Annotated in this window: 21 protein-coding genes and 3 pseudogenes; 12 read left to right on the top strand and 12 right to left on the bottom strand. The window is 37.3% G+C overall.

Going from position 1 to position 25,061, the window contains the following annotated elements; translation table 11 throughout:
- Positions 1-9: 9 nt before the first annotated feature.
- From D2C72_01480 to D2C72_01525, 10 genes and pseudogenes are all read right to left on the bottom strand, one after another.
- Positions 10-1,905: a DUF115 domain-containing protein gene (locus tag D2C72_01480; protein QEF43130.1), complete on the bottom strand. Its 1,896-nt coding sequence runs from the start codon at positions 1,903-1,905 to the stop codon at positions 10-12.
- Between the two features lie 24 nt (positions 1,906-1,929).
- Positions 1,930-2,697 (bottom strand): tellurite resistance TerB family protein, encoded by a 768-nt coding sequence (locus tag D2C72_01485; protein ID QEF43131.1) that lies wholly within the window; start codon positions 2,695-2,697, stop codon positions 1,930-1,932.
- Positions 2,698-2,706: 9 nt separating this feature from the next.
- Positions 2,707-3,054, bottom strand: coding sequence for a hypothetical protein (locus D2C72_01490; GenBank protein QEF44156.1), 348 nt, complete (start codon positions 3,052-3,054; stop codon positions 2,707-2,709).
- The gene (locus tag D2C72_01495) at positions 3,023-4,510 is read right to left on the bottom strand and encodes a hypothetical protein (GenBank protein QEF43132.1); all 1,488 of its coding nucleotides are present in this window, start codon (positions 4,508-4,510) and stop codon (positions 3,023-3,025) included. Before D2C72_01495 ends, D2C72_01490 begins: the two co-directional genes overlap by 32 nt.
- Before the next feature lie 11 nt (positions 4,511-4,521).
- A complete protein-coding gene (locus tag D2C72_01500) occupies positions 4,522-5,010 on the bottom strand; it encodes a hypothetical protein (GenBank protein QEF43133.1) in 489 nt (162 codons plus the stop codon).
- Positions 4,995-6,731, bottom strand: a complete 1,737-nt coding sequence (locus D2C72_01505) for a M3 family oligoendopeptidase (GenBank protein ID QEF43134.1) — start codon at positions 6,729-6,731, stop codon at positions 4,995-4,997. Before D2C72_01505 ends, D2C72_01500 begins: the two co-directional genes overlap by 16 nt.
- A gap of 97 nt (positions 6,732-6,828) precedes the next feature.
- On the bottom strand, positions 6,829-8,079 hold the full coding sequence (locus D2C72_01510) for a cation:proton antiporter (GenBank protein QEF43135.1): 1,251 nt from the start codon (positions 8,077-8,079) through the stop codon (positions 6,829-6,831).
- Between the two features lie 148 nt (positions 8,080-8,227).
- A pseudogene (locus D2C72_01515) lies at positions 8,228-8,411 on the bottom strand (hypothetical protein).
- On the bottom strand, positions 8,395-8,955 hold the full coding sequence (locus tag D2C72_01520) for an outer membrane beta-barrel protein (GenBank protein QEF43136.1): 561 nt from the start codon (positions 8,953-8,955) through the stop codon (positions 8,395-8,397). Before D2C72_01520 ends, D2C72_01515 begins: the two are co-directional and overlap by 17 nt.
- 43 nt (positions 8,956-8,998) lie before the next feature.
- Positions 8,999-9,132: pseudogene (locus D2C72_01525) on the bottom strand (orotate phosphoribosyltransferase).
- Positions 9,133-9,174: 42 nt separating this feature from the next.
- Here D2C72_01525 and modA point away from each other — a divergent pair.
- Genes modA through D2C72_01540 form a run of 3 tightly spaced genes read left to right on the top strand, consistent with a single transcriptional unit; the run spans position 9,175 to position 11,405 of the window.
- Entirely contained in the window at positions 9,175-9,915 is a 741-nt protein-coding gene (gene modA / locus D2C72_01530) for a molybdate ABC transporter substrate-binding protein (GenBank protein ID QEF43137.1), read from the top strand.
- A 21-nt stretch (positions 9,916-9,936) separates the two neighbouring features.
- Positions 9,937-10,611 (top strand): molybdate ABC transporter permease subunit, encoded by a 675-nt coding sequence (modB, locus tag D2C72_01535; GenBank protein ID QEF43138.1) that lies wholly within the window; start codon positions 9,937-9,939, stop codon positions 10,609-10,611.
- Positions 10,608-11,405, top strand: coding sequence for an ATP-binding cassette domain-containing protein (locus D2C72_01540; protein QEF43139.1), 798 nt, complete (start codon positions 10,608-10,610; stop codon positions 11,403-11,405). Before modB ends, D2C72_01540 begins: the two co-directional genes overlap by 4 nt.
- 118 nt (positions 11,406-11,523) lie before the next feature.
- Here D2C72_01540 and D2C72_01545 read toward each other — a convergent pair whose 3' ends face one another.
- Positions 11,524-12,915 (bottom strand): glutamate--tRNA ligase, encoded by a 1,392-nt coding sequence (locus D2C72_01545; protein QEF43140.1) that lies wholly within the window; start codon positions 12,913-12,915, stop codon positions 11,524-11,526.
- Positions 12,916-13,037: 122 nt separating this feature from the next.
- Between D2C72_01545 and D2C72_01550 the strand changes: the two genes are divergently transcribed.
- From D2C72_01550 to D2C72_01580, 7 genes and pseudogenes are all read left to right on the top strand, one after another.
- On the top strand, positions 13,038-14,147 hold the full coding sequence (locus tag D2C72_01550; protein ID QEF44157.1) for an outer membrane beta-barrel protein: 1,110 nt from the start codon (positions 13,038-13,040) through the stop codon (positions 14,145-14,147).
- 8 nt (positions 14,148-14,155) lie between these two features.
- Positions 14,156-15,793: a class I SAM-dependent methyltransferase gene (locus tag D2C72_01555; protein ID QEF43141.1), complete on the top strand. Its 1,638-nt coding sequence runs from the start codon at positions 14,156-14,158 to the stop codon at positions 15,791-15,793.
- Positions 15,759-16,606 (top strand): annotated as a pseudogene (locus D2C72_01560) (lipopolysaccharide heptosyltransferase family protein). Before D2C72_01555 ends, D2C72_01560 begins: the two are co-directional and overlap by 35 nt.
- A gap of 45 nt (positions 16,607-16,651) precedes the next feature.
- A complete protein-coding gene (gene typA, locus D2C72_01565; protein QEF43142.1) occupies positions 16,652-18,451 on the top strand; it encodes a translational GTPase TypA in 1,800 nt (599 codons plus the stop codon).
- Between the two features lie 15 nt (positions 18,452-18,466).
- Positions 18,467-19,396 (top strand): DNA adenine methylase, encoded by a 930-nt coding sequence (locus D2C72_01570; protein QEF43143.1) that lies wholly within the window; start codon positions 18,467-18,469, stop codon positions 19,394-19,396.
- Between the two features lie 2 nt (positions 19,397-19,398).
- The gene (locus D2C72_01575) at positions 19,399-20,013 is read left to right on the top strand and encodes a GIY-YIG nuclease family protein (protein ID QEF43144.1); all 615 of its coding nucleotides are present in this window, start codon (positions 19,399-19,401) and stop codon (positions 20,011-20,013) included.
- Positions 20,014-20,110: 97 nt separating this feature from the next.
- Entirely contained in the window at positions 20,111-20,593 is a 483-nt protein-coding gene (locus D2C72_01580) for a DNA cytosine methyltransferase (GenBank protein QEF43145.1), read from the top strand.
- 98 nt (positions 20,594-20,691) lie between these two features.
- On the opposite strand, the gene D2C72_01585 is transcribed toward D2C72_01580, so the two are convergent.
- Positions 20,692-21,636 carry a catalase gene (locus D2C72_01585; protein QEF43146.1) on the bottom strand — a complete coding sequence of 315 codons (945 nt, stop codon included), beginning with the start codon at positions 21,634-21,636 and terminating at the stop codon, positions 20,692-20,694.
- Between the two features lie 290 nt (positions 21,637-21,926).
- On the opposite strand from D2C72_01585, the gene hofC reads away from it, so the two are divergent.
- Both hofC and hofD read left to right on the top strand, forming a co-directional pair.
- Complete coding sequence (gene hofC, locus D2C72_01590; GenBank protein QEF43147.1) at positions 21,927-23,513, top strand: outer membrane beta-barrel protein HofC; 1,587 nt, start codon at positions 21,927-21,929, stop codon at positions 23,511-23,513.
- Between the two features lie 71 nt (positions 23,514-23,584).
- Positions 23,585-24,982, top strand: a complete 1,398-nt coding sequence (gene hofD, locus D2C72_01595; GenBank protein QEF43148.1) for an outer membrane beta-barrel protein HofD — start codon at positions 23,585-23,587, stop codon at positions 24,980-24,982.
- Positions 24,983-25,061: the final 79 nt, after the last annotated feature.

Below are 25,061 nucleotides of genomic sequence, written 5' to 3' on the forward strand. Positions count from 1 at the left end.
AAATAAAAATCATGGTTGTTTGAGTTGCCTTTGCAATAACAAACAAGCTTTTTTAAGGAATTGTTTTAAGGTGTTTTGAGAGTGGTTGATAAAATGCGTAAGCTCATTTTCTTTGAGGTGCAATGAAACGATTAAGACGCTTTGTAAAATATGAGCGACACTTCCTTCAAATAAAATGCCTATAGTGGGGGTTTTAGCGCTGGCTGTTTGGCAAAACCCGTTCAAATTATCCACCCATTCAAATATTTCTTGCTTGGTTTGACAAGGCGTGTTTAAATATTTTAAAAAATCCTCTTTAAAATTCATCAGATTTTTTTGTAAATTGTTTAAATCCTTAGCATGGTTATTGGGGGGATTAAACATGCTTTTAATGCGAGCGATAGCGTCTTGTTTGTTGGTTTGTTTCAATTTCACTTGAGAGTAATTGAGGCTAACAGCATGCTTGATTTTAGCCCCATAGCTTAAATTATAGACTTTTTTAGGCTGGTAATGATAAAGGGCTTCTTCAATCCTTTCTTTAGAGAGCAAAAAGAGCGAGTCGCTAAAAGTTTCATAACCTTTAAAATTACCCTCTATGCTGATTAAAGATGAGGTGTCAATCTCTTTTTCATCTCCATAATAGGAATTTTTAGCGTGCTTTTTAAACCCTTTAATATAAGCGCAATCTAAAGCGCACAAATAGATTTCATCGCTCATCAAACCCGCTAAAGCCACCCCGGCATTGCCCACAAAAGGCGCTGCGTATTCTATACTTAAAGGGCTTATATACGCGCAAGCGCTCCCCCCACGCATAAACATCAACGCTTCTTTAGCCACATTAAAAGCGTTAGGATTGAGCATGTTAGCCCCCATTAAGGGGGTGTCTTCTAGGGGGGCGTTTTCTAAAACCTCCTTAAGATAGTCTATGCGCTCCACTTCTATTTGAAAATCCACTTTAACGCCATGCGCTTTTAAAGGCTTTAAAGCGGTTCCGCATGAAAAAATAATGAAATTTTTTTCATTTTCTTTTAAAAAATCTAACAATAAATCTAGGCTTGGCCCATTACCCACCACGCAAATGGGGGCGTTGATTTTTTTGGGTTTGGTTTTTAGGGTTTGATATAGAGGTAAATTTTTAAGCGTGTTCTTTAGCCCTAGCAATTCGTCTTCAAAACTCCCCCAACCCCTTAAGGCTTGTTTGTAATAGCTTTGAATATTTTCTCGCATGCGCATATTGAAAGCGCTTTTATAGGGCATGATTTCTAATTTTAAAAAAGAATGCGTAACAGGGCGTTTCAAAAAATCCATTTTCAATTCATTAGGGTTAAAAAACCCTTGAATAAAGAGTTTAGCCCCTTTTTTAATTAAATCTTCATAACGCGCAAAATAGCAACTGATCTTAAACAAGTCTAAATTTTCTTCAAACAAATAAAGCGAATGGAAGCGGTAATTTTGAGCCTGTAAAATCGCTAAAAACAAGCCGTCTAAAACGCCATAAATCATGGTGGGGGGTAAGAATTTCTTTAAAGAGCAAGGCGTTTGATGATTATCTAAAAAATTTAAGATCGCATGCGTGGCTTTAAGGGTTAGGGGGAGTTTGTGGTTGTTTTGAGTTTTTAAATAATGTAAAGAGAGGCGGTTATTGTCTAATGACCATCTGGGGTTATTCAAGGGGTTAGAAGCCATGCTGAAAGCGGTTTCTATCATTTGATGTTTAGGGTAGCTTAAAGCGTTTGTAGGCGTGTGTAAGAGATTGAAATGATTTTTTTCAAAAAGCAATTGGTAATTTTTAAAAGGCGTATTGAGGGCGTTAAACAGATTGGGGTGATAAGATTTGAAAAAAACTAAATTGTCCCTAAAGCGCTTTGAAATTTCTTTTTCTAAAAAGGGCGCATCAAAAGATTCTAGGGCTTTTAAAAAGGGCATTCAATAGCCTTTTTCATCACACCCCTATGAGTCTTTTAAATCTTTTTCTAAGATTTGGGAAGCGAGGGCGATTTTTTTCAAAGAGATAAAATCTTGTTCGCTGTAGCGTTTGTTGTCATTCATTTTATGGTAGTAGGGAGCGCTTAAATCCAAAGCTTTTTCCTCTAAATCTTGCTTGGTGGTGTGGGTTTGGATTTCAAAAAGACTTTTTGCTTCTTCTAAAGACATAGGGATTTCTATTGCATTGAAGCGTTCAAAATTATCATAAAGCTCGTTAAAATCCTGATTGTCTATCTGCAAAAACGCCCCCACATCTAAAAACAATTCTTTTTCTTTGCTATCCAAAATCCCATCAGCATAGGCTAATAACATGAGAAATTCCACTAATTTCAGGCGTTTGGTGTATTCCCCATGCGTGTGGTCGGCGATTTCTTGGCATAAGGATTCAAAATTTTCTTTTTTATCCACAGGCTCATTGAGAAGCTCTTTGGCTAAATTTTGCTGTTCGCTATTTAAGGGCTGCTCTAATTCATTGATAAAAAGCGTCCTTAAGGCGTTATCCAAAGCGTTTTTTTGAATGTCTAAAAACTTTAAAAGACGCATATACGCGCCTATTTGGGTTTGCTTGAATTTGTCTAGGGGGCTAGATTGCACCAACAAATAGGGGTCATTTTTCAAGTCGTATTCTTCGGTTTTGGTTTTAGGGTTTAGGGGGTTTTTCAAATATTCTTTGAGGGTGTTGTAAAAATAAAACAACACAACCGCCGCAACAATTAATAAAATGATTTCCATTTTTTTCCTTTATGAGTATTTTTTCATTTGTTCTTTAAGGTCTTGTTTTTGCCTGCTCTCTCGCTCTTTTTTGGCTTGATAAAGACGCATTTGCTCTTCTTTTTGCTTGTCTTGTAAGATCATTTTCCTCTCATGGTTTTTTTTAAGCCGTTCTATGTATTCTTCTCGTTTTTCTGGGTCTTGGAAACTCACAGGGCGGATGAAAAAAACAAACAAAATCAACACAAAAATCCCTATGGCGACAACCTCAGAGCCTTCGCCATTGAAAGCATACCAAAGCCCTCCCATGAAAGAAGCAAAAGCGAGTTTTAAAAAAGCGTTCATTTTAAATGAAAGTAACTTTATGATAATGCGTATCAAGCCCTAGAGCTTGCTTATCTTTTTCCCCCATAGCCATCAATGCGATTTGGGGCAGTAATAAAGTGGGGGTGTTGTCATTATCTCTTTTATAAATTTTTGAAGCTTTTAAGCTTAAATTTTCAAAAGCGTGAAAAAGCCCTAAAGAATGCGCGATTAAAAAATCCGCCCCCAAATCAATCCCCAAATAGCGTAAATGCGCGCACTGGAGTAAGCCGCTTACTTCATTGACTTCTAAAAGGGGGGCGTAATTTTGAAAAGATTCTAAAAAATGGGGGGCTTTTAAATGGATTTTATGGAAAAAATGATCGCTTTGTTTAACGCGAGAAAATTCAGCCCCTAAAAACGCATCAAACGGGCTTTTCAATTCCCATGCCAAAAATTCATTAACCCACTCATTGAGATAGGCCATCTCAATATCTTTTTCATAAACGAGTTGGTATTTTTTTAATTTTTCATTGACAGAGTCGATGATTTCAGGGTTGTTGTCTAAAACTTCTTTAGCATGCAAGATATTCAAATACGAATCTTCTTCGCAAAAAATGAGCGAAACGCCATTGGCTTTAGCCAAAGCCAGATTATACGCGCAAGCCGTGAGAAAATCATGCGTGCTGATGATCTTCCCATAATAGCCCCCATCATAACAAAAAGGCAGATCAATGACTTTTTGCCCCATTTTTTCTAAATAGAGCTTAGCGCTTTTTAGAAGCGCTTGGGCGTTTAAATGCTTCGCATAAGCGTTAAAGAGCGCGCAAGTTTTAGGGGGGTTGGGCGTTTTAGGGGGGTTAGAAAGGTATTGAAAAAGGCTTAAAAGGTTTTTAGAAAAATCTTTCCATGGCTTGATTTTAGAGTTAGTGAGCATTTCTTGCAATTCATAGATTTCATGGTCAATGTTGTCATCGTTTTTATAGAGATAATGCGCCACGCTTAAGAAATTCATCACGCCGCTTTCAGGCTTGGAAATCATCTCTAATAACCGATTCCGCTCTGTGGGGTAGCGTTTCATCAGCCATTTAACATACAAGAAAAAGCCATCGCCCAGATATTTAGGGTTGGTTTGGGGGTTGATAAAATTGATTTGGATAAACTTTTCTAATTCTTCTTTTTCGCCTTTAGTGATGTAGGGGACTTGTTTGAAAAAATCTTCATAGTCTTTTAAAACCGCCTTTTCATCAATCATCAAGTCTTTTAAAGCGTACCGTTTGGATAGGGGATCTAGCACCCATTCTTTAGAAAAAAACGCCACCAAATCGCTCACTTTAGCGTCTTCAAACACCGCAATTTGATTGATTTTAAGTGCGATATTTTCATTATAGCTCACGCCTTTGAGTTGTTTTAAAAGATCCAAAAGGTATTGATCTTCTTGGTATTCTAAAAAATAAGACTCATAAGCAGGGTTATAGTCCTTGTTGGTTTCAAAACGAAAGACTTTTACATGCAATTTCAAAACGCTCATCAATGATTCCTTTAGCTTTTGTGCAGATTTTCTAAAATCGCGCGGTTTTTGGAATTGGAAAAAAGAGCCTCTTTAGAATCTAACCATTCTTTAGACTCTCGTTCGTCTTTCTTTGGCTCTTGGAGAGGTGGCTCTTCTTTTTGGAACAATTCAAGCGAATCGCAACGATTGAATAAAACGATATTTTCATTTTTTTCTTTGATAAGGATTTGAATGATGCCAGGAAGTTCCACTTGAACCACGCTGCCAATATTATTAGGGCCAAACCCAGCCTCAAACTGCACGCTTTGCGCATCAATCATCAAGCTTTCTAAGGTGTATCCGGCTAAAATAAACAACACCAACGAGCCGAATTTTTCATGGATTTCTTTAGGGAGCTTGGGGGAAAAATCAATCGCATCCCTTTCGCACAAAAGGTTAAAACTCAAATGGTTTTTGGACAGAAATTGCAAGTATTCAATGCAATGCTTGTTGTTTAAAAGCCTTAATTCTCTTCGCATGCGAGCAACCTTTCAAATTCTTCTAACAAATGACGCACCTCTTGCATGCCAATTTCCCAAAATTCCTTACTATCAATGTCAAAGCCAAACATGGACACTAATTCTTTAGGGCTTTTTGACCCTCCTAAACTCAAAAATTCCGTGTAAGTTTTAACAAATTCTTTAGCGTCGCTTTTTTTATAAAGCCCATAAAGCGCTAAAGTCAAAAGCTGCCCGTAACTATAAGCGTAGCAATAAAAAGGCGAATGGATAAAATGGGGGATATAGCTCCACCACAAATGGTAGTTTTTAGTGAGTTTCACGCTCTTTTCAAACATTCTTTGATTTTCTTCAAACCAAATTCGATCAAAATCTTTGGTGTCTAATTCTTCATCCATTTCATGGATTCTTCTTTCAAAATTCGTCATCACCACTTGCCTAAAAAGGGTAGAAAAAATATCTTCTAACTTGCCTGCCAGCATGAAAAGGAGTTCATCAGATTTTAAACCCTTTTTCAAATGCTCAAAAAACAGCATTTCAGAAAAGACAGAAGCGGTTTCTGCGGTGGTTAAGGGTGTATCCATGTTCAATACGCCTTGTTTTTTGGACAATTCTTGGTGGATCATATGCCCAAATTCATGAGCGATAGTGAAAGCGTCTCGGCGGTTTCCTGTGTAGTTTAACAGCACATAAGGGTGAGCGCTAGGCACCGCGCCATGGCTAAAAGCCCCGCCTTGCTTAAAGTCTTTGGGGTGTGAATCCACCCACCCCTCTTTGATCGCTTTAGAAGCGATTTTATGAAATTCAGGGCTAAAGGCTTTAAGGGTTTTAAGCACTTCTTCTAAAGCTTGAGAGTAAGTCATGGTGATGCTCTCATCGTTTAAAGGGGCGTAGCGATCGTAATCTTTGAGTTTATGCCCTAAAATTTGCGCTTTTTTATGGTAGTAACGATGCACTAAAGAAAAATTAGCGTTCACGATCTCTATCATGCTATCCACGCTCTCTTGCGAGATCTGGTTGTCAATGTGGCGGAAACTCTCTTTTTTGTCGTATTTTCTCAGTTTGGTTTCAATGAGCAAATCTTTACGCACCATGTTTAAAATGTAAGTGAGTAAAGGGCGGGATTTTTCTAACGCTTTACTGAAAGCTTTTTGAGATTTTTTACGGATCTTGCGTTTGGGGTTGTGCAAGAGGGCTAAAATTTCTTCTTCGCTTAAATTTTGCTCTTCAAAAGGGATTTTCAAAGAAGAAAAATGCCCATCAAAAAGACGGCTAAACGCACCCACTCCTACAGGCGAAAGGGCTAGGGCGATCTTTTCTTCATCTAAATTCAAGGTGTGTTTTTTCTTTTCTATGAGGTTGTTTAGATAAAAAGCATGGTCTTTGCATTTTTTAATGAAAGCGAGTTGTTTTTTGGCGTCCAAATTCTTAAATTCAATTTCAAAGAATAAAAGGTGTTGTTGGATATTTGCGCAAGCCATTTCGCATTGCGAATAAAACTTCGCTTCTTTAGTGTTCTTAGCAAAGAGTAATTGAGCGTAAGTCATCGCTCTAGAAATTTTTTCTAACAAATTTTCGTAATGTTTAAGGGCGTCGGCAAATTTTGTGGCGTCTAAATCCTTAAGGTTATTTTGATAAGCGCTCTCAAATTCTTGCGCTTCTGTTTGTAAGGTTTTTAAAAATTCTTCTGCGCTTTCTTTATTTTCAAATAAAGCGCTTAAATCCCATTCTTGTTCTTTCATGAAATCCCCTTTTTATACCAATTTGAAGTTAAAATATGCTTGTATTTTAACATAACACTGACAATACAAGCAAACTTATCATTTGGTTTTTGCGTCATTATTTTTTAGCCGGCTCATTTTCTTGGCTCTTTTGGTGCAAAATAAATTGAGCAATAGATTCCAGGTATTTTAAAATAAAAGGGGTTGCTAACATGGAAAAGACGACCATGAGAATAAGGAGTTGATGGATGTCATTTTGAGCGATATTTAAGATATTTTTTTGGTGCAAAAAACCAAGAATCCCTTTTTTTTCTTGCAAATTAAAGAGCTGGTGCGAGCCTGAATTTAAAAAGATCACGAAAGAAAACTCCCCGATTTGCGCCAAAGAAAGAGCGGTTTTGATGGCGGTTTTAGCGTCTCTAAAAAAACGCAATAGCGCATAAATGATAAAAGTCTTAAAACTCATCACTAAAATGAGTAAAAAGATGACAACAAAGAATTTCTCCATGAAGAAACTCACATTAATCTGCATCCCTATCGTAATGAAAAAAAGGGCTAAAAAGAGGTTTTTTAATTGCGCGAATTCTTCTTGGACATTGATTTTATAGCGCGATTTAGAAATCGCCATGCCCACAATGAACGCCCCCAAAGACATAGAAAACCCAAAAAAATGGCTCAACCCCGCCGCGCTGCAAACGATCACTAAAATCGTGCCTATAAAAATTTCAGGCAAGCGCGTGTCTTTCGCTTGCTCTAAGATGAGATTAGCCCCTTTTTTTCCAGGCAATAACAAAAGAACTAAAATAATCCCTGCTGAAATAAGGGTTTTAAGAATGAGTAAATTGACATTAGAATCTTTACTGCCTAGAATAGTGAGAATTAAAAGCATGGGAATGGCGGCAATATCTTGGAAAATCAAAATCCCCACCGCGCTCTTTCCCATGGGCGTGCTAAGCTGTTTGGAATCTTCAAAGAATTTCAGCACAATAGCGGTTGAAGAGAGCGAAAGCCCCATGCCTAAAACAAGGGAAAAAATGGGTGAAAGACCCAAAACAAAATACCCCAATAAAAAAGCGATTAAAGCGCATAAAACAACCTGTAAAAGCCCAAAAACTAGCACTTCTTGTTTGATGGACTTGAGCTTGTCAAAATTAAACTCAATGCCTATCATAAACATTAAAAAGACGATACCAAATTCACCAATATCAGACAACAAATTAAAATCATTAATTTTAAAAAAAGCCGCTAAAACCGTTCCTGTGCAAATGTAACCAATGATAACGGGCATGTCTAATTTCTTTAAAAAGATTCCAAAGCCTACAGCAAGCCATAAGCCAGCAATAACAATATAAAGCGTGCTATTTTCCATAAAAACCTTTCCCCAGCAGGATCGATTCGCTCTAAAGAAATAAAAGCGAGACTATCCTCTTAAAATTAATCCATTAAACAACACCATTAAATAATGTATAATAAATATTTATAAGTAATTTATTATTTAAACCTCACTAAACCCGCCTTCAAATGCCAACGCCAAACACTATATTTAGTAAGATAAAAATTGAAACACCAAGATTATACTGCACTAAAACAAACTTTCTATTTATAAAAAAGATTTTTTGAACCCCAACCTTTTAAGAGTTGGCTAAGGTTTGATTTGATGAAGAAGAGTGGATGAAAGAACAAATTAGAAAGTAAAGACATAATCCACATACCAAGAATAGTAGCGGATAAGCCCTACATCCTTGCTGCCCTGATTAACCATAGGGAATTTCACGCCCGCTTCAAACGCACTGCGATCCCCAACGCGCATTCTTCCGCCTAAATTCCATAAGAACTGGAATCTGGTTTGATTGACATCATAAGGGAACATCCAAGTGTTTCCGGCTAATTGAACGCCACCAATGAGACCTAGAGCGAATTTATCCAAAGGAATGAGATTGACAATCAAATCGCCACCGCCACCATAGGTGAGCAAATTGGTTTTGGTGTGTTCAGTCCCTGAAGTGTTAAACCAATCTAAAAAGCCATACACCCTAGCCCCAAACCATTTATTGGCAAAGCCTACAAAACCCAATTTGAAATTCAAACCATAAAGATCATTGCCATGACGCCAATCAGAGTAATTGCTGTTATAAGGGCCATAACGACCTTGTTGATAACCCGCACCCATGAAAAACCCATTCACTTCGCCAGCCAACGCTAAACTCGTGCTCAAGCTTAAAATACAAGCAATTCTTTTAATCATAATAAATCCTTCTTGTTGAATTAAAGTTACACCCTAAAATCGGTTATTTTTCTAAAAGATTTAATTTTTTATCAAAGATGAGGGTTTTAGAGTGAAAATATTGATTAAATCATGGATAAGTGGGATACACCTACAAAACCACCTCAAACTTTTAAAATACAAATTTTTAAGATACAAATAGGTATAATCACCAACTTCAATTTAATAAAAGGGAGTTCTATGAAAAATACTTTCAAAGCGTTTGCCTTTTTAATCGTATTTTTTTCAAGCGTTCTGTTGGCACAGGATTTAAAAATCGCTGCTGCTGCTAACCTCACACGCGCTTTAAAAGCCCTTGTTAAAGAATTTCAAAAAGAACACCCCAAAGACGCTGTTAAGATTAGCTTTAATTCTTCAGGCAAACTCTACGCTCAAATCGCTCAAAACGCCCCTTTTGATTTATTCATTTCAGCAGATATTACTAGACCTAAAAAGCTTTATGATGAAAAAATAACCCCTTTTAAAGAAGAAGTCTATGCTAAAGGCGTGTTGGTTTTGTGGAGTGAAAATCTAAAAATGGATTCTTTAGAGATTCTTAAAGACCCTAAAATTAAATATATCGCTATGGCTAATCCTAAACTAGCCCCCTATGGAAAAGCCAGTATGGAAGTCTTAGAGAATTTAAAACTCACTTCTAGTCTTAAATCTAAAATCATTTATGGCGCTTCTATTTCTCAAGCCCATCAATTTGTCGCTACTAAAAACGCTCAAATAGGCTTTGGAGCGTTATCCTTGATGGATAAAAAAGATAAAAACCTCTCTTATTTCATCATTGATAAAGCCCTTTATAACCCTATTGAACAAGCCTTGATCATCACTAAAAATGGGGCTAATAACCCTTTAGCCAAAGTTTTTAAAGATTTTTTATTCAGCCCTAAAGCTAGAGCTGTCTTTAAAGAATACGGCTATATTGTGGATTAAAACGCATAAAAAAGGCGAGCAATGGATCATGAGTTTTTGATTACCATGCGTTTGAGCTTTTCTTTAGCTTTGATTACCACCCTTATTTTACTCCCTATAGGGATTTTTTTGGGCTATTTTTTAAGCCTTAAACGCAATCTTTTAACGAGCTTAACAGAAACGCTTGTGTATATGCCTTTAGTTTTACCCCCAAGCGTGCTAGGGTTTTATCTCCTTTTAATCTTTTCGCCTTCTTCTTTTTTGGGAGCGTTTTTACAAGATGTATTAAATGTGAAACTTGTTTTTAGTTTCCAAGGGCTTATTTTAGGGAGCGTGATTTTTTCCTTACCCTTTATGGTAAGCCCCATTAAAAGTGCGTTAATTTCCTTGCCCACTTCTTTAAAAGAAGCCAGTTATAGCTTGGGTAAGGGGGAATATTACACCCTTTTTTTTGTCCTACTCCCTAACATCAAACCCAGTGTGTTGATGGCTATCATTACAACTTTTACGCACACTATAGGTGAATTTGGCGTGGTGATGATGCTTGGGGGTGATATATTAGGGGAAACAAGAGTGGCTAGCATTGCGATTTTTAACGAAACTGAAGCGCTCAATTACCCTAAAGCCCATCAATACGCCTTAACGCTCACGCTTATCAGTTTTAGCCTCTTATTTGTTACCCTATTTTTGAATAAAAAACAAAGCTCGTTTTTATGATAAAAGCGCGGTTTAAAAAACGCCTTTTAGGATCTAGGGGCGCGTTTGATTTGAATATAGACTTAGAAATTAAAGAAGCAGAAGTTGTCGCTTTATTAGGAGAATCGGGAGCGGGTAAAAGCACGATTTTACGCATTTTAGCAGGGCTTGAAGCGGTGAGTAGCGGCTATATTGAAGTCAATCGTTCAGTGTGGCTAGACACTCAAAAAAAGATTTTTTTAAAACCACAACAACGAAAAATCGGCTTTGTGTTTCAAGATTACGCCCTATTTCCGCATTTAAATGTGTATCAAAACATCGCCTTTGCTCACCCTAAAGATAAAAATAAAATCCACGAAGTGTTACGCTTAATGCGTTTAGAAAACCTAAGCCAGCAAAAAATTCTTCAACTCTCTGGCGGGCAAGCCCAACGAGTCGCTTTAGCAAGAGCTTTAATCGCAGCCAAGAATTTATTGCTTTTAGATGAGCCTTTAAACGCCCTAGATAACGCCTTAAAAAACGAAGTGCAACAAGGTTTGCTTGATTTTATCAAGCGTGAAAATTTAAGCGTGTTATTGGTGAGTCATGATCCAAACGAAATAATCAAACTCGCGCAAACTTTCCTCTTTTTAAACAATGGCGTTATTGATCCTAATCAAGAAAATCGGCTTTTTTCAAACCGCTTGTTGGTAAAACCTCTCTTTGAAGATGAAAATTATTGCCATTATGAGGTCATTCCTCAAACGATCAGTTTGCCAAAAGATTGTCTGAACCCAACTTTTAAGCTTGATTTCAATCAAAACAAAAAATTTTAGAAATATTTTTTTTCATTTTCTCTTGAAACCCTCTTATTTTTCAAAAGGAGTTGTTTAGAACAACCGCTAAAATCAAACTCTTTTATGATTAGCGTTCAATGAAAACAGAGCCAATTTTTTAGTTTTTCAAAAACTTTTCTATTCTTTTGACGCTCTCTGTTTTGCCTAAAATAAAAAGCGCTTCTTTAAGGCCTATCCCGCCTCCCTTACCCAAAAGGGCCAATCTTAAAGGCTGCATGAAACTACCCGCTTTAATCTTTTCTTCTTCAATGATTTGGTGCATGGCGTTTTCTAGCGTGCTTTCATCGTTGAAATCAGCTTTATCTAACGCCAATTTAAATTTTTCTAACAAAGGCATGATGAGCGCTTGATTGAGTTTTTTAAAAACCTTTTCTTCATACTCTATAGGAGCGGTTAAAACCTCATCTATTTTAAGGGCTAATTCTTTTAGGGTTTGAGATCTTTCTTTGAGAGCGTCCAACAAGCGATCCAATTGAGCGGGGTTTAAATGAGAAAGATCGCTAAAACTAAAAGGCTTTAAAAGTTCTAACAATTCCTGCGTGCTTTGGTTTTTTAAATAATGAGCGTTGAGCCAATTAAGTTTGTGCCAGCTAAAGCAACTAGGCGAAGAATTTAAATCTTTAGGGTCAAAACATTCCAATAATTCTTGCATGCTAAAAATTTCTTTATCTTGATAGCTCCACCCCAAACGCGCTAAAAAATTCACTAAAGCTTCCTTAAGATAGCCCCTTTCTTGATAGTCCATCACATTAGTGGCCCCATGGCGTTTGCTTAATTTTTGCCCTTCTTCATTCAAAATCATCGGCACATGGAAAAAATTAGGGATTTTAAAATTCAAAGCCTTATAGAGAACGATTTGTTTAGGGGTGTTAGAAAGGTGATCATCGCCTCTAATCACATCAGTAATCCCCATTAAAGCGTCATCAATGGTAACCACAAAGTTATAAGTGGGCGTCCCATCGCTCCTGGCGATAATAAAATCGTCTAATTCGTTAGTGTTCACTCTCACTTCGCCTTTAATCCCGTCATTAAAACTAATGATCTCATTTTGAGGGACTTTAATCCTTACAACAGGCTCTATGCCTTTAGGGGGCGTGCCTTTAAAATCACGATAACGATTGTCATAGCGTGGGGTTTCTTTCCTGGCCTTTTGTTCTTCTCTCAAAGCGTCCAACTCATCTTTGCTCATATAACAATAATAGGCTTTGTCTTCGTCTAAGAGTTTTTGGATGTATTCTTTATAAATTTCAAAGCGTTTGGATTGGTAGAGAATTTCGCCATCGTATTCTAGCCCTACCCATTTGAAAGCTTCTACAATGGCGTTAGCCGCTTCTATGGAGTTACGGCTCAAATCCGTGTCTTCAATGCGTAAAAAAAATTTTCCTTGATTGGCTCGTGCAAAAAGATAATTAAAAATGGCTGTCCTTAAGCCTCCTATGTGGAGATAGCCAGTGGGCGATGGGGCGAAGCGCGTAACGATCAAACTCATTATTCTAACCTTAATAATAAAATGCTCTTATTGTATTCAAAAATGGCTTAAAAATTGTTTCACTTTTTTCTATTAAAATTAGTGTATCATTGAGATTATTTTTAATTAGGATCACCCATGCAATTTCAAAAACCTTATTTCCTTTATCTTTACCCTTATCTTTATCTTTATTTTTATCTTATTGTATCGCTGAAGAAAATGGGGCGTATGCGAGCGTGGGTTTTGAATATTCCATTAGTCATGCTGTTGAGCATAATAACCCCTTTTTGAATCAAGAACGCATCCAAACGATTTCTAACGCTCAAAATAAAATCTATAAACTCAATCAAGTCAAAAATGAAATCACAAACATGCAAAACACCTTTAATTACATCAACAACGCTTTAAAAAACCATGCTAAATTAACCCCCACTGAAATGCAAGCCGAGCAATACTACCTCCAATCCACCCTTCAAAATATTGGAAAAATAATGATGCTTAGCGGGGGCGTTGCGTCTAACCTTAAACTAGCCCAAGCGTTAGAAAAAATGCAAGAACCCGTTACTAACCCTTTAGAATTAGCAGAAAACTTAAAAAATTTAGAATTACAATTCGCTCAATCTCAAAACAACATGCTTTCTTCTTTGTCTTCTCAAATCGCTCAAATTTCAAATTCTTTGAATGCGCTTGATCCCAGCTCTTATTCTAAAAATGTTTCAAGCATGTATGGGGTAGGTTTGAGCGTAGGGTATAAGCATTTCTTTACCAAGAAAAAAAATCAAGGGTTTCGTTATTACTTGTTCTATGACTATGGTTACACTAACTTTGGTTTTGTGGGTAATGGCTTTGATGGTTTGGGCAAAATGAATAACCATCTCTATGGGCTTGGAATAGACTATCTGTATAATTTCATTGATAATTCACAAAAACATTCTAGCGTGGGTTTTTATGCAGGCTTTGCTTTAGCGGGGAGTTCGTGGGTGGGGAGTGGTTTGAGCATGTGGGTGAGTGAAACGGATTTTATCAACAATTATTTGACCAATTATCAAGCTAAAATGCACACGAGTTTTTTCCAGATCCCTTTGAATTTTGGGGTTCGTGTGAATGTGGATAGGCATAACGGCTTTGAAATGGGCTTAAAAATCCCTTTAGCGATCAACTCCTTTTATGAAACGCATGGCAAAGGGTTAAATACCTCTCTCTTTTTTAAACGCCTTGTGGTGTTTAATGTGAGTTATGTTTATAGTTTTTAGGGGGGAAAATGCCTTCAAACGCTCTTTCTGTTAAAGAAATCGCTCATTTAATCAATGTTTCTCATAGCAGCGTGCGTAATTGGATCAAAACCAATCTTTTGGAGAAACTAGAAATTGATCATAAAATTTATGTGAAAACGAGTTCTTTTTTAAATTTTTGCCGCAACCATTTAGGGAAAAACAAGCTTAACAAATACGCTAACAAATCCTTAAAAAGCGCGCACAACCATCAAGAATTGATTTTAAAATACCTAGAAATGTTAGAAAATAGCTCTGATTTAGAAAAGTTGGGTTCTTATTATGAAAAAGAGCTTTCCAATACCACTAGAAATTTAGAAGGCATTTACTACACTCCTAATAGGATAGTAGAACAACTTTTCACTCTCCCTAAAGATTTTGATGCCACTCAAGCGATTTTTTGCGATCCGGCTGTGGGGAGTGGGAATTTTGTCATGCATGCTTTAAAACTGGGCTTTAAGGTTGAAAATATCTATGGCTATGATACAGACGCTTTTGCTGTCGCTTTGACTAAAAAGCGTATTAAAGAGCGTTATCGTTTAGATTGCCCTAATATCATGCAAAAAGATTTTTTGAGTTTAAAACATGCTCCGCAATTTGATTGCATTTTCACTAACCCGCCATGGGGTAAGAAATGCAATCAAAACCAAAAAGAAAATTTCAAACAGCAATTCAACCTCCCTCAAAGTCTAGATAGCGCGTCGCTCTTTTTTATGGCGAGTTTGAATTGCTTAAAAGAAAACGCTCATTTGGGGCTATTATTACCCGAAAGTTGTTTGAATATTGATTCGTTCAGCAAAATGCGAGAAATGGCTTTAAAGTTTCAAATGAGAAGCCTGATTGATTTTGACAAACCCTTTAAAAATCTAATGACTAAGGCTGTGGGTTTGGCGCTTAAAAAAACCCCTAACAAGAATCAAAAAATCTCATGTTTTTATCAAAATAGTGAGTTCAAACGATCGCCTTCTTCTTTTTTCAACAACCCTAAAAAGATTTTTAATATCCATTGCTCTAGCAAAGAAAATAAAATTTTGGACCACCTTTTTTCCATTCCCCACACCACTTTAAAAAATAACGCTCATTTTGCTTTAGGGATTGTTACAGGTAACAATGAAGAAAAGTTACACCCCAAACAAGAAAAAAATACCATTCCTATTTTTAGGGGTTCAGATATTTTAAAAGACGGATTAAAAGCCCCTAGCCAATTCATTAACGCTGATTTAAAAGACTGCCAGCAAGTCGCTCCCTTAAGCCTTTATCAGGCTAGAGAAAAAATCGTGTATAAATTCATTTCTTCAAAACTGGTCTTTTTTTATGACAATAAGCAACGCCTTTTTTTAAATAGCGCGAACATGTTTGTTTTAAAAGAAAATTTTCCTATCAACGCTCATGCGTTAAAAGAATTGTTAAACAGCGATTTAATGCAATTCATTTTTGAATCGCTTTTTAAAACGCATAAAATTTTAAGAAAAGATTTGGAATGTTTGCTCCTATTTGCGCAATTTATTAACAATGGTTTTGATGAAAAATTTTATTTAAAAAATTTAGGGATAGAAAAAAAAGACCCTAAACATTTCACAATCAGGAAAAACCATGCGCATCGCTTGTTTTTTGGCTTTAGGGGATAACCTTATCACGCTTAGCCTTTTAAAAGAAATCGCTCTCAAGCAGCAACAACCCCTTAAAATCCTAGGTACTCGTTTGACTTTAAAGATCGCCAAGCTTTTAGAATGCGAAAAACATTTTGGAATCATTCCTGTTTTTGAAAATGTCCCCGCTTTTTATGACCTTAAAAAACAAGGCGTTTTTGGGGCGATAAAGGATTTTTTGCGTTTATTAAAAGTGCTTAAGAAGCACAAAATCAAACATTTGATTTTAGAAAAACAAGATTTTAGAAGTTTTCTTTTATCCCAATTCATTCCCATAACCACTCCAAATAAAGAAATTAAAAACGTTTATCAAAACCGCAAAGAGTTGTTTTCTCAAATTTATGGGCATGTTTTTGATAATAGTCAATATTCCATGAGTGTAAAAAACCCCAAAAAGATTTTAATCAACCCTTTCACAAGAGAAAATGATAGAAATATTTCTTTAGAGCATTTAAAAATCGTTTTAAAACTCTTAAAACCCTTTTGTGTTACGCTTTTAGATTTTGAAGAACGATACGCTTTTTTAAAAGATGAAGTTACTCATTATCGCGCTAAAACCAGTTTAGAAGAAGTTAAAAACCTGATTTTAGAAAGCGATTTGTATATAGGGGGGATTCGTTTTTAATCCATTTGGCTTACTATTTAAAGAAAAATTATTTTATCTTTTTTTATAGGGATAATGACGATTTCATGCCACCTAATAGTGGGAATGAAAATTTTCTAAAAGCCTATAAAAGCCATTTGATAGAACAGGATTTAGCCAAAAAATTCCGCCATTTGGGGCTATTATAATATTGTGTTATACTTCTAATTTCAATTTTGCTTGTTAGGACATTCATGAAAAATATTAGAAATATCGCTGTAATCGCGCATGTTGATCATGGGAAAACCACTTTAGTGGATGGCTTACTTTCTCAATCTGGCACATTTAGTGAGAGGGAAAAAGTGGATGAAAGGGTGATGGATAGCAACGATTTAGAAAGAGAAAGAGGGATCACTATCCTGTCTAAAAACACCGCTATTTATTACAAAGACACTAAAATCAATATCATTGACACTCCCGGGCATGCTGATTTTGGGGGCGAAGTGGAGCGCGTTTTAAAAATGGTGGATGGGGTGTTGCTTTTAGTGGATGCACAAGAAGGGGTCATGCCTCAAACTAAATTCGTGGTTAAAAAGGCTTTGAGTTTTGGGATTTGCCCTATTGTGGTGGTGAATAAAATTGATAAGCCTGCCGCTGAACCGGACAGAGTGGTGGATGAAGTTTTTGACTTGTTCGTAGCGATGGGGGCTAGCGATAAACAATTGGATTTCCCTGTCGTCTATGCTGCTGCTAGAGATGGCTATGCGATAAAAAGTTTAGACGATGAAAAGAAAAATTTAGAGCCTTTATTTGAAACGATTTTAGAGCATGTGCCAAGCCCTAGCGGGAGCGTGGATGAGCCTTTACAAATGCAAATTTTCACGCTTGATTATGACAATTATGTGGGTAAAATCGGTATCGCTAGAGTGTTTAATGGCTCGGTTAAAAAGAATGAAAGCGTGCTGTTGATGAAAAGCGATGGGAGTAAAGAAAATGGCCGTATCACTAAACTTATAGGCTTTTTAGGGCTGGCTAGGACTGAGATTGAAAACGCTTATGCGGGCGATATTGTAGCGCTTGCTGGGTTTAATGCAATGGATGTGGGCGATAGCGTCGTTGATCCCACTAACCCCATGCCTTTAGATCCCATGCATTTAGAAGAGCCTACAATGAGCGTGTATTTTGCTGTCAATGATTCGCCCTTAGCCGGGTTAGAAGGAAAGCATGTTACTGCCAATAAATTGAAAGACAGGCTCTTAAAAGAAATGCAAACCAATATCGCTATGAAATGCGAAGAAATGGGCGAAGGCAAGTTTAAAGTGAGCGGGCGTGGGGAATTGCAAATCACTATTTTAGCTGAAAATTTACGCCGTGAAGGGTTTGAGTTTAGCATTTCACGCCCTGAAGTCATCATTAAAGAAGAAAATGGCGTTAAATGCGAGCCTTTTGAGCATTTAGTGATTGACACGCCCCAAGATTTTAGCGGGGCTATCATTGAGAGATTAGGCAAAAGAAAAGCCGAAATGAAAGCGATGAATCCCATGAGCGATGGCTATACAAGATTAGAATTTGAAATTCCTGCAAGAGGGCTTATCGGTTATAGGAGCGAGTTTTTAACCGACACTAAAGGTGAAGGCGTGATGAATCATAGCTTTTTGGAATTCCGCCCTTTTAGCGGGAGCGTGGAATCGCGCAAAAATGGGGCGCTCATTAGCATGGAAAATGGCGAAGCGACCGCTTTTTCCCTTTTCAATATCCAAGAAAGAGGTGCGCTTTTTATCAACCCCCAAACTAAGGTTTATGTGGGCATGGTCATTGGCGAACACAGCCGGGATAATGATTTAGATGTCAATCCTATCAAATCCAAGCACTTAACCAACATGAGAGCGAGCGGGAGCGATGATGCGATCAAACTCACCCCGCCTAGGACTATGGTGTTAGAAAGGGCGTTAGAATGGATTGAAGAAGATGAGATTTTAGAAGTTACCCCCTTGAATTTAAGGATTAGAAAAAAGATTTTAGACCCTAACATGAGGAAAAGGGCGAAAAAATAAATAAAACTTTTTGGAATGCATGCGAATTTATTCAACCAAAACGCTAGCAAAAAAGATGTTTTTTTGCACAATTTACGCTCTAATAATGGGCGTTACAAACGCTATGTAAAAGCCCCTTTAAGATATGGTGGGGGCAAGTCTTTAGCTGTAGGGTTAATAGTGGAGTGTATACCTAATGGTGTGCGTAGGATGATTAGCCCTTTTATAGGTGGGGGGAGCGTGGAAATTGCATGCGCGGCAGAGTTGGGTTTAGAAGTGTTGGGCTTTGATATTTTTGACATTTTAGTGAATTTTTATCAAGTGTTACTCAAAGACAAACAAGCTCTTTATAGTAGCTTGCTTTCTTTAGAACCTAATCAAGAAACTTACAACACCATCAAACAAGAGTTAAAAGCCCATTATAAAAAAGAATGTGTTTTAGACCCTTTAATTTTGGCTAGAGATTATTACTTTAACTTTAATTTAAGCTATGGGCCAGGATTTTTAGGGTGGATAAGTAAAATTTATACCGATAAACAACGCTATCTAAACACCCTTTTAAAAATTAAAGATTTTAACGCCCCTAGTTTAAAGGTGGAATGCTCTGGTTTTGAAGAAGTGTTGCTCGCTTATCCTAATGATTTTTTCTATCTTGACCCCCCTTATGTGTTAGAAAATTCTAAAATGTTTAAGGGGATTTATCCTATGCGTAATTTCCCTATCCACCACAATGGTTTTAAACATGAAGTATTGGCTCACATGCTAAAAAGGCATAAAGGGCCATTTATTTTAAGCTATAATGACTGCGAATTGGTAAGGAATGCTTATAAGGATTTTAAAATTTTAGAACCATCTTGGCAATACACTATGGGACAAGGCGAAACCAGAATGGGTAAAAACCGCTTAGAAAGAGGCGATAATAACCATGTCAAACAATCTCATGAGCTATTGATCATCAAGGAGTAAAAATGCATATTAGCGGAGTCAAAACTGCCTTTAAAATCGCTGATGTAGAATACGTGAAAGACAGCACAAAGTTGAATTTCAACTATCTTAAGGATTTAAAAGATGAAAACAATCAATCTTTATCTCAAAATATTTTGACTCAAAATGTGGCTAGAGTGTATTTAATTGTAGTGGATGGTGAGATTAAAAAAATTGGTGGCTCTCAAGCAGATGGTGGGATTAAAAGCACGCTCAATATTTATAAAGATGGGGGAATTAAAGGGAGGCCCAGTATTAGAAGTTTTGGCGTGTGGTATTTTCTTTACCATACGATACTTACAGGGGCTAAAATAGAATTTTACATGATTTATCAGCCTAATTTTGAAACTCAAGTGAAAGGCTTGTTTGGTTTTTGTGCAATCAAAGACGCAAGCATCAGCTATAAACTTTTAGAGCAAGCTTGCCTGACGGATTATAGAAACAATAATAATGACGCATTCCCCGAATGGAATGCGCAAGAGCAAGGCAAAGATTGGCCAAACGATATTAAAGATGAGCATGCCAATACCACTCAAAAAGCTCAAAACAGAGAAAAAGCTGTTCATAGAAAAGCGATTGACAAACCTAGCAAAACTTAAAAGATTGAATAAATGGTTTTAACCCAATTTCAAAAAAAGGCTTTAAGTTTTACTCCATTTAAAAAGTGTGGGTTTAGATGAAAGGAAGAAATAAAATTTGTATAAAGTAGCTGATATTTTTTGTGGTGCTGGAGGATTGAGCTATGGCTTTTCCACACACCATTATTTTGAATTGATATGGGCTAACGATATAGACCAAGACGCTATTTTAAGCTATCAAGCTAACCATAAAGAGGCACAAACCATTTTATGCGATATTGCGCAACTTCATTGCCACAACTTGCCATGCGTTCCAATTGACATTCTACTAGGCGGACCACCATGCCAGAGCTACTCCACGCTTGGCAAAAGAAAAATGGATGAAAAAGCGAATCTGTTTAAAGAATATTTGCGGCTCTTAGACTTAGTGAAACCAAAAATATTTGTTTTTGAAAATGTGGTGGGTTTAATGTCTATGCAAAAAGGGCAATTGTTCCAACGAATTTGTAACGCTTTTAAAGAGAGAGGTTATATTTTAGAGCATGCCATTTTAAACGCCCTAGATTATGGTGCGCCTCAAGTAAGAGAGCGAGTGTTTTGAGTAGGCACGCATAAAAGTTTTAAACAAAAATTTTACTTCCCTAAACCCATAAAAACGCATTTTTCTCAACCAATTTATATTGATCCACCCTATCTTTTTTATTGCCTTCTGCTAAAAGTGATCCCATAAACTTCATTCCTGATTTGAAACAAGGGATCAGTAGGGGCTTCTACGCCTTTAGGGAGATCAGCTGGGAAATACACATCTTTATTACAACCCATTCCTTCGTATTTTTCAACTTTCAAAGTCCCCACCAATAATTCCTTATGCTTGCCTTTCCAAAGCGCGGTCGTGTCGTTGGTGGCATCATTTTTGTTCGCAAACACCAAATACATTTGGTATTCTATGGGTTTAGTTTTAAGGTGTTGTTGGAATGAAGAGAGCAGATAATTTGAATCTTTTTGCTTTAATTCTTGAGAATTTAAGTATTTAACGCCATCTTTAGGCACAAATTTCCACCTTGCAGGCAATAATTTCTCTTCCTTATCTTTAAACTTGAACGCATGCACGCTATAATAAGGCGTGTTAGCCACGCTTGAGCTAATCCCTATCGTTTTCATATAGGCGGCAAAATTCCTATAAGAGGGGACTTCTTCATAAAGCTTTTTGATTCTTGCTTCATCTACCTTGCCATTTTTAGGAATTCTCATTTCAAAAAATTGGGCGAATTCTTCAGGGTTTTTGGCAAAATTGATTTCTGTATTGAGCATCACCATTGTCCAACTAGCGTTTTGATTTTCCAATTTTAACGCCATTCCCCTAACCTTGCTTTTATCGTCCATCGCTACGCCCCCTAAAGAATACCTTACAGACGCAGGGATTTCTTTTTCATTGAGTAGTGGCACATCTAAATCCTTTTTTGCTTGCAAGTTAGGGAGGAACACGCCTTTAGCGCAAAACCCCTTAGTGTGGTTGATTTTCATTTTAGGCTCTTTGGCGTTGAGTTTGTAGAAAATATCCGCAATCTCTTCAGCGCTCACTTCATGGGCTTTTAAAAAACCCAAACTCAAAACCAAACACAAGCTCAAACCAATTTTTTTCATTCTTGATCCTTATTGTTATTTTTATTTTTATATAAAACAATGCTTTTTATTGTATCAGTAAATTCCCTGTTGAGCCTTTAAAAAGCCTTTTTTAATATCTTATTAGAATATAAAAGGTTATCTTATCCATTTAAATGCTCATGAGCAAGCTTTTAAGGATAAACTTGTGTTTTAAATTTTGTGATTTTTAAGAAAAATTAGCTTGATTTTAAACTAATTCTATATTCTTTTATGCTACAATTATTTTTACAGAGTAATTTATCTATTCTCAGGTAAAGTAAGGAAGAGGAATGAAATTAAAGAAACGAAAAGTTGCGGCTACATTGCTAAAGCGTTTTACCTTACCACTATTGTTCACTACGGGTTCATTAGGGGCGGTTACTTATGAAGTGCATGGGGATTTTATCAACTTCTCCAAAGTGGGTTTTAACCATTCGCCTATTAACCCTGTTAAAGGTATCTATCCCACAGAAACTTTTGTTAACCTTACGGGTAAGCTAGAGGGGTCTGTGCATTTAGGTAGGGGATGGACCGTGAATTTAGGCGGTGTTTTGGGCGGACAAGTTTATGATAGCACTAGGTATGATAGGTGGGCAAAGGATTTTACTCCCCCAAGCTATTGGGATAAAACTTCTTGCGGCACGGATTCTATGAGCCTTTGTATGAATGCGACTAAAATGTGGGAGCAGCAAGGACCAGGCGGTATTGTTGACCCTAGAGGTATTGGCTATATGTATATGGGTGAGTGGAACGGCTTGTTCCCTAACTACTATCCGGCTAACGCCTACTTGCCTGGTGCCTCAAGGCGCTATGAAGTTTATAAAGCGAATCTTACCTATGACAGCGACAGAGTCCATATGGTCATGGGGCGTTTTGATGTTACGGAGCAGGAGCAAATGGATTGGGTTTACCAATTGTTCCAAGGTTTTTATGGGACTTTCAAGCTTACGAATAAGATGAAATTCTTGCTCTTTAGCTCTTGGGGTCGTGGTATCGCTGATGGTCAATGGTTATTCCCCATCTATCGTGAAAAGCCTTGGGGTATTCATAAGGCGGGTATTATTTATCGCCCTACAAAGAATCTAATGATCCACCCTTATGTGTATCTTATCCCACAAGTAGGCACATTGCCCGGTGTTAAAGTAGAGTATGATACCAATCCGGAATTTAGCGGTAGGGGCATTAGGAATAAAACAACTTTCTATGCGTTGTATGACTATCGTTGGAATAACGCTGAATATGGTCGTTACGCGCCCGCTCGTTATAACACTTGGGATCCATTCTTGGATAATGGTAAGTGGCGTGGCTTGCAAGGTCCTGGTGGTGCGACGCTTCTTTTGCGCCACCACATAGATATTAACAACTACTTTGTGGTTGGTGGTGCTTATCTCAACATTGGTAACCCTAACATGAACTTAGGTACTTGGGGTAACCCTGTGGCTCTTGATGGTATCGAACAATGGGTCGGTGGCATCTATAGCTTAGGGTTTGCGGGGATTGACAACATTACCGATGCTGACGCGTTCACCGAGTATGTTAAAGGTGGAGGCAAGCATGGTAAGTTTAGTTGGAGCGTTTATCAACGCTTCACTACCGCTCCAAGGGCTTTGGAATATGGTATCGGTATGTATCTAGACTATCAGTTCAGCAAGCATGTTAAAGCGGGTCTTAAACTCGTATGGTTAGAGTTCCAAATTCGTGCGGGTTACAACCCTGGAACCGGTTTCCTTGGGCCAAACGGTCAGCCGCTTAACTTGAATAATGGTTTGTTTGAATCTTCTGCATTCGCGCAAGGTCCTCAAAATATAGGCGGTATCGCAAAAAGCGTCACTCAAGACAGAAGCCATTTGATGACACACATCAGTTATAGTTTCTAAGGGAGTTCCCCTATTCTCTTAGATATGCCTTTTTTTGTATTTTTATTTTAATATCTTTGGGAGTTAGGGTTTTGGAAGTTAAGAAATATTTTTCTTACGCTCTATTTTTTTTGCTTTTTTCTGGTCTTTTTTTATCCAAACTTCAAGCTTATAAATTCAACATGAGCATTGTTGGAAAGGTGAGCAGCTATACCAAGTTTGGCTTTAACAACCAAAGATACCAGCCTTCTAAAGACATTTATCCTACAGGTAGCTACACTTCTTTACTCGGCGAATTGAATTTGAGCATGGGTTTATACAAGGGTTTGAGAGCGGAAGTGGGGGCGATGATGGCAGCGCTCCCCTATGACTCTACCGCCTATCAAGGCAACAATATCCCTAATGGCCAGCCTGGCTCTAGGACCGATCCTTTTGGGGCGGGTATCTTTTGGCAATATATTGGTTGGTATGCAGGGCATAGTGGTTTAAACGTGCAAAAACCTCGTTTAGCCATGGTGCATAACGCTTTTTTGAGCTACAACTACAAAAAAGACAAATTCAGTTTTGGCGTGAAAGGGGGTCGCTATGATGCTGAAGAGTATGATTGGTTCACTTCTTACACTCAAGGGGTTGAAGGCTTTGTCAAATACAAAGACACCAGATTCAGAGTGATGTATTCAGACGCTAGGGCTTCAGCGTCAAGCGACTGGTTTTGGTATTTTGGGCGTTACTATACAAGCGGTAAGGCTCTAATGGTAGCGGATTTGAAATATGAAAAAGACAACCTAAAAATCAACCCTTATTTTTATGCGATCTTTCAAAGAATGTATGCGCCAGGCATTAATATCACTTATGACACCAACCCTAATTTCAACAATAAGGGTTTTCGTTTTGTAGGCACTTTCGTGGGGTTTTTCCCCATTTTTGCCACTCCAGCTAATCAAAATGATATTATCCTATTCCAACAAGTGCCGTTAGGAAAGAGCGGGCAAACTTATTTTTTCCGCACTCGTTTTTATTATAACGAGTGGCAATTTGGGGGTAGCGTCTATAAAAATATCGGTAACGCTAATGGCGATATAGGTATTTATGGGGACCCTCTAGGGTATAACATTTGGACGAATAGTATTTATGACGCAGAAATTAATAATATCGTTGGCGCTGATGTTATTAACGGGTTTTTGTATGTAGGCTCGCAGTATAGGGGGTTTAGTTGGAAAATTTTAGGCCGTTGGACGGATAGCCCAAGGGCTGATGAAAGGAGTCTCGCGCTCTTTTTGAGCTATTTTTCTAATAAGTATAATATTAGAATGGATTTAAAACTAGAATATTATGGCAATATCACCAAAAAAGGCTATTGTATTGGGTATTGTGGCATGTATGTTCCAGTTGATCCTAACGGGCCTGGCACGCAGCCTTTAACGCACAATGTGTATTCTGACAGGAGTCATATAATGTTTAACATTACTTATGGTTTTAGGATTTACTAGCCTTTTATCCTTATATTTTTGATTGGCCTTTTTAAAATATTGAAAGGCTTCGCTCCAATCAAATACTAATACTCAAAAA

It is taken from the genome of Helicobacter pylori, assembly GCA_008032955.1.
Classification (GTDB): Bacteria; Campylobacterota; Campylobacteria; order Campylobacterales; family Helicobacteraceae; genus Helicobacter; species Helicobacter pylori_DC.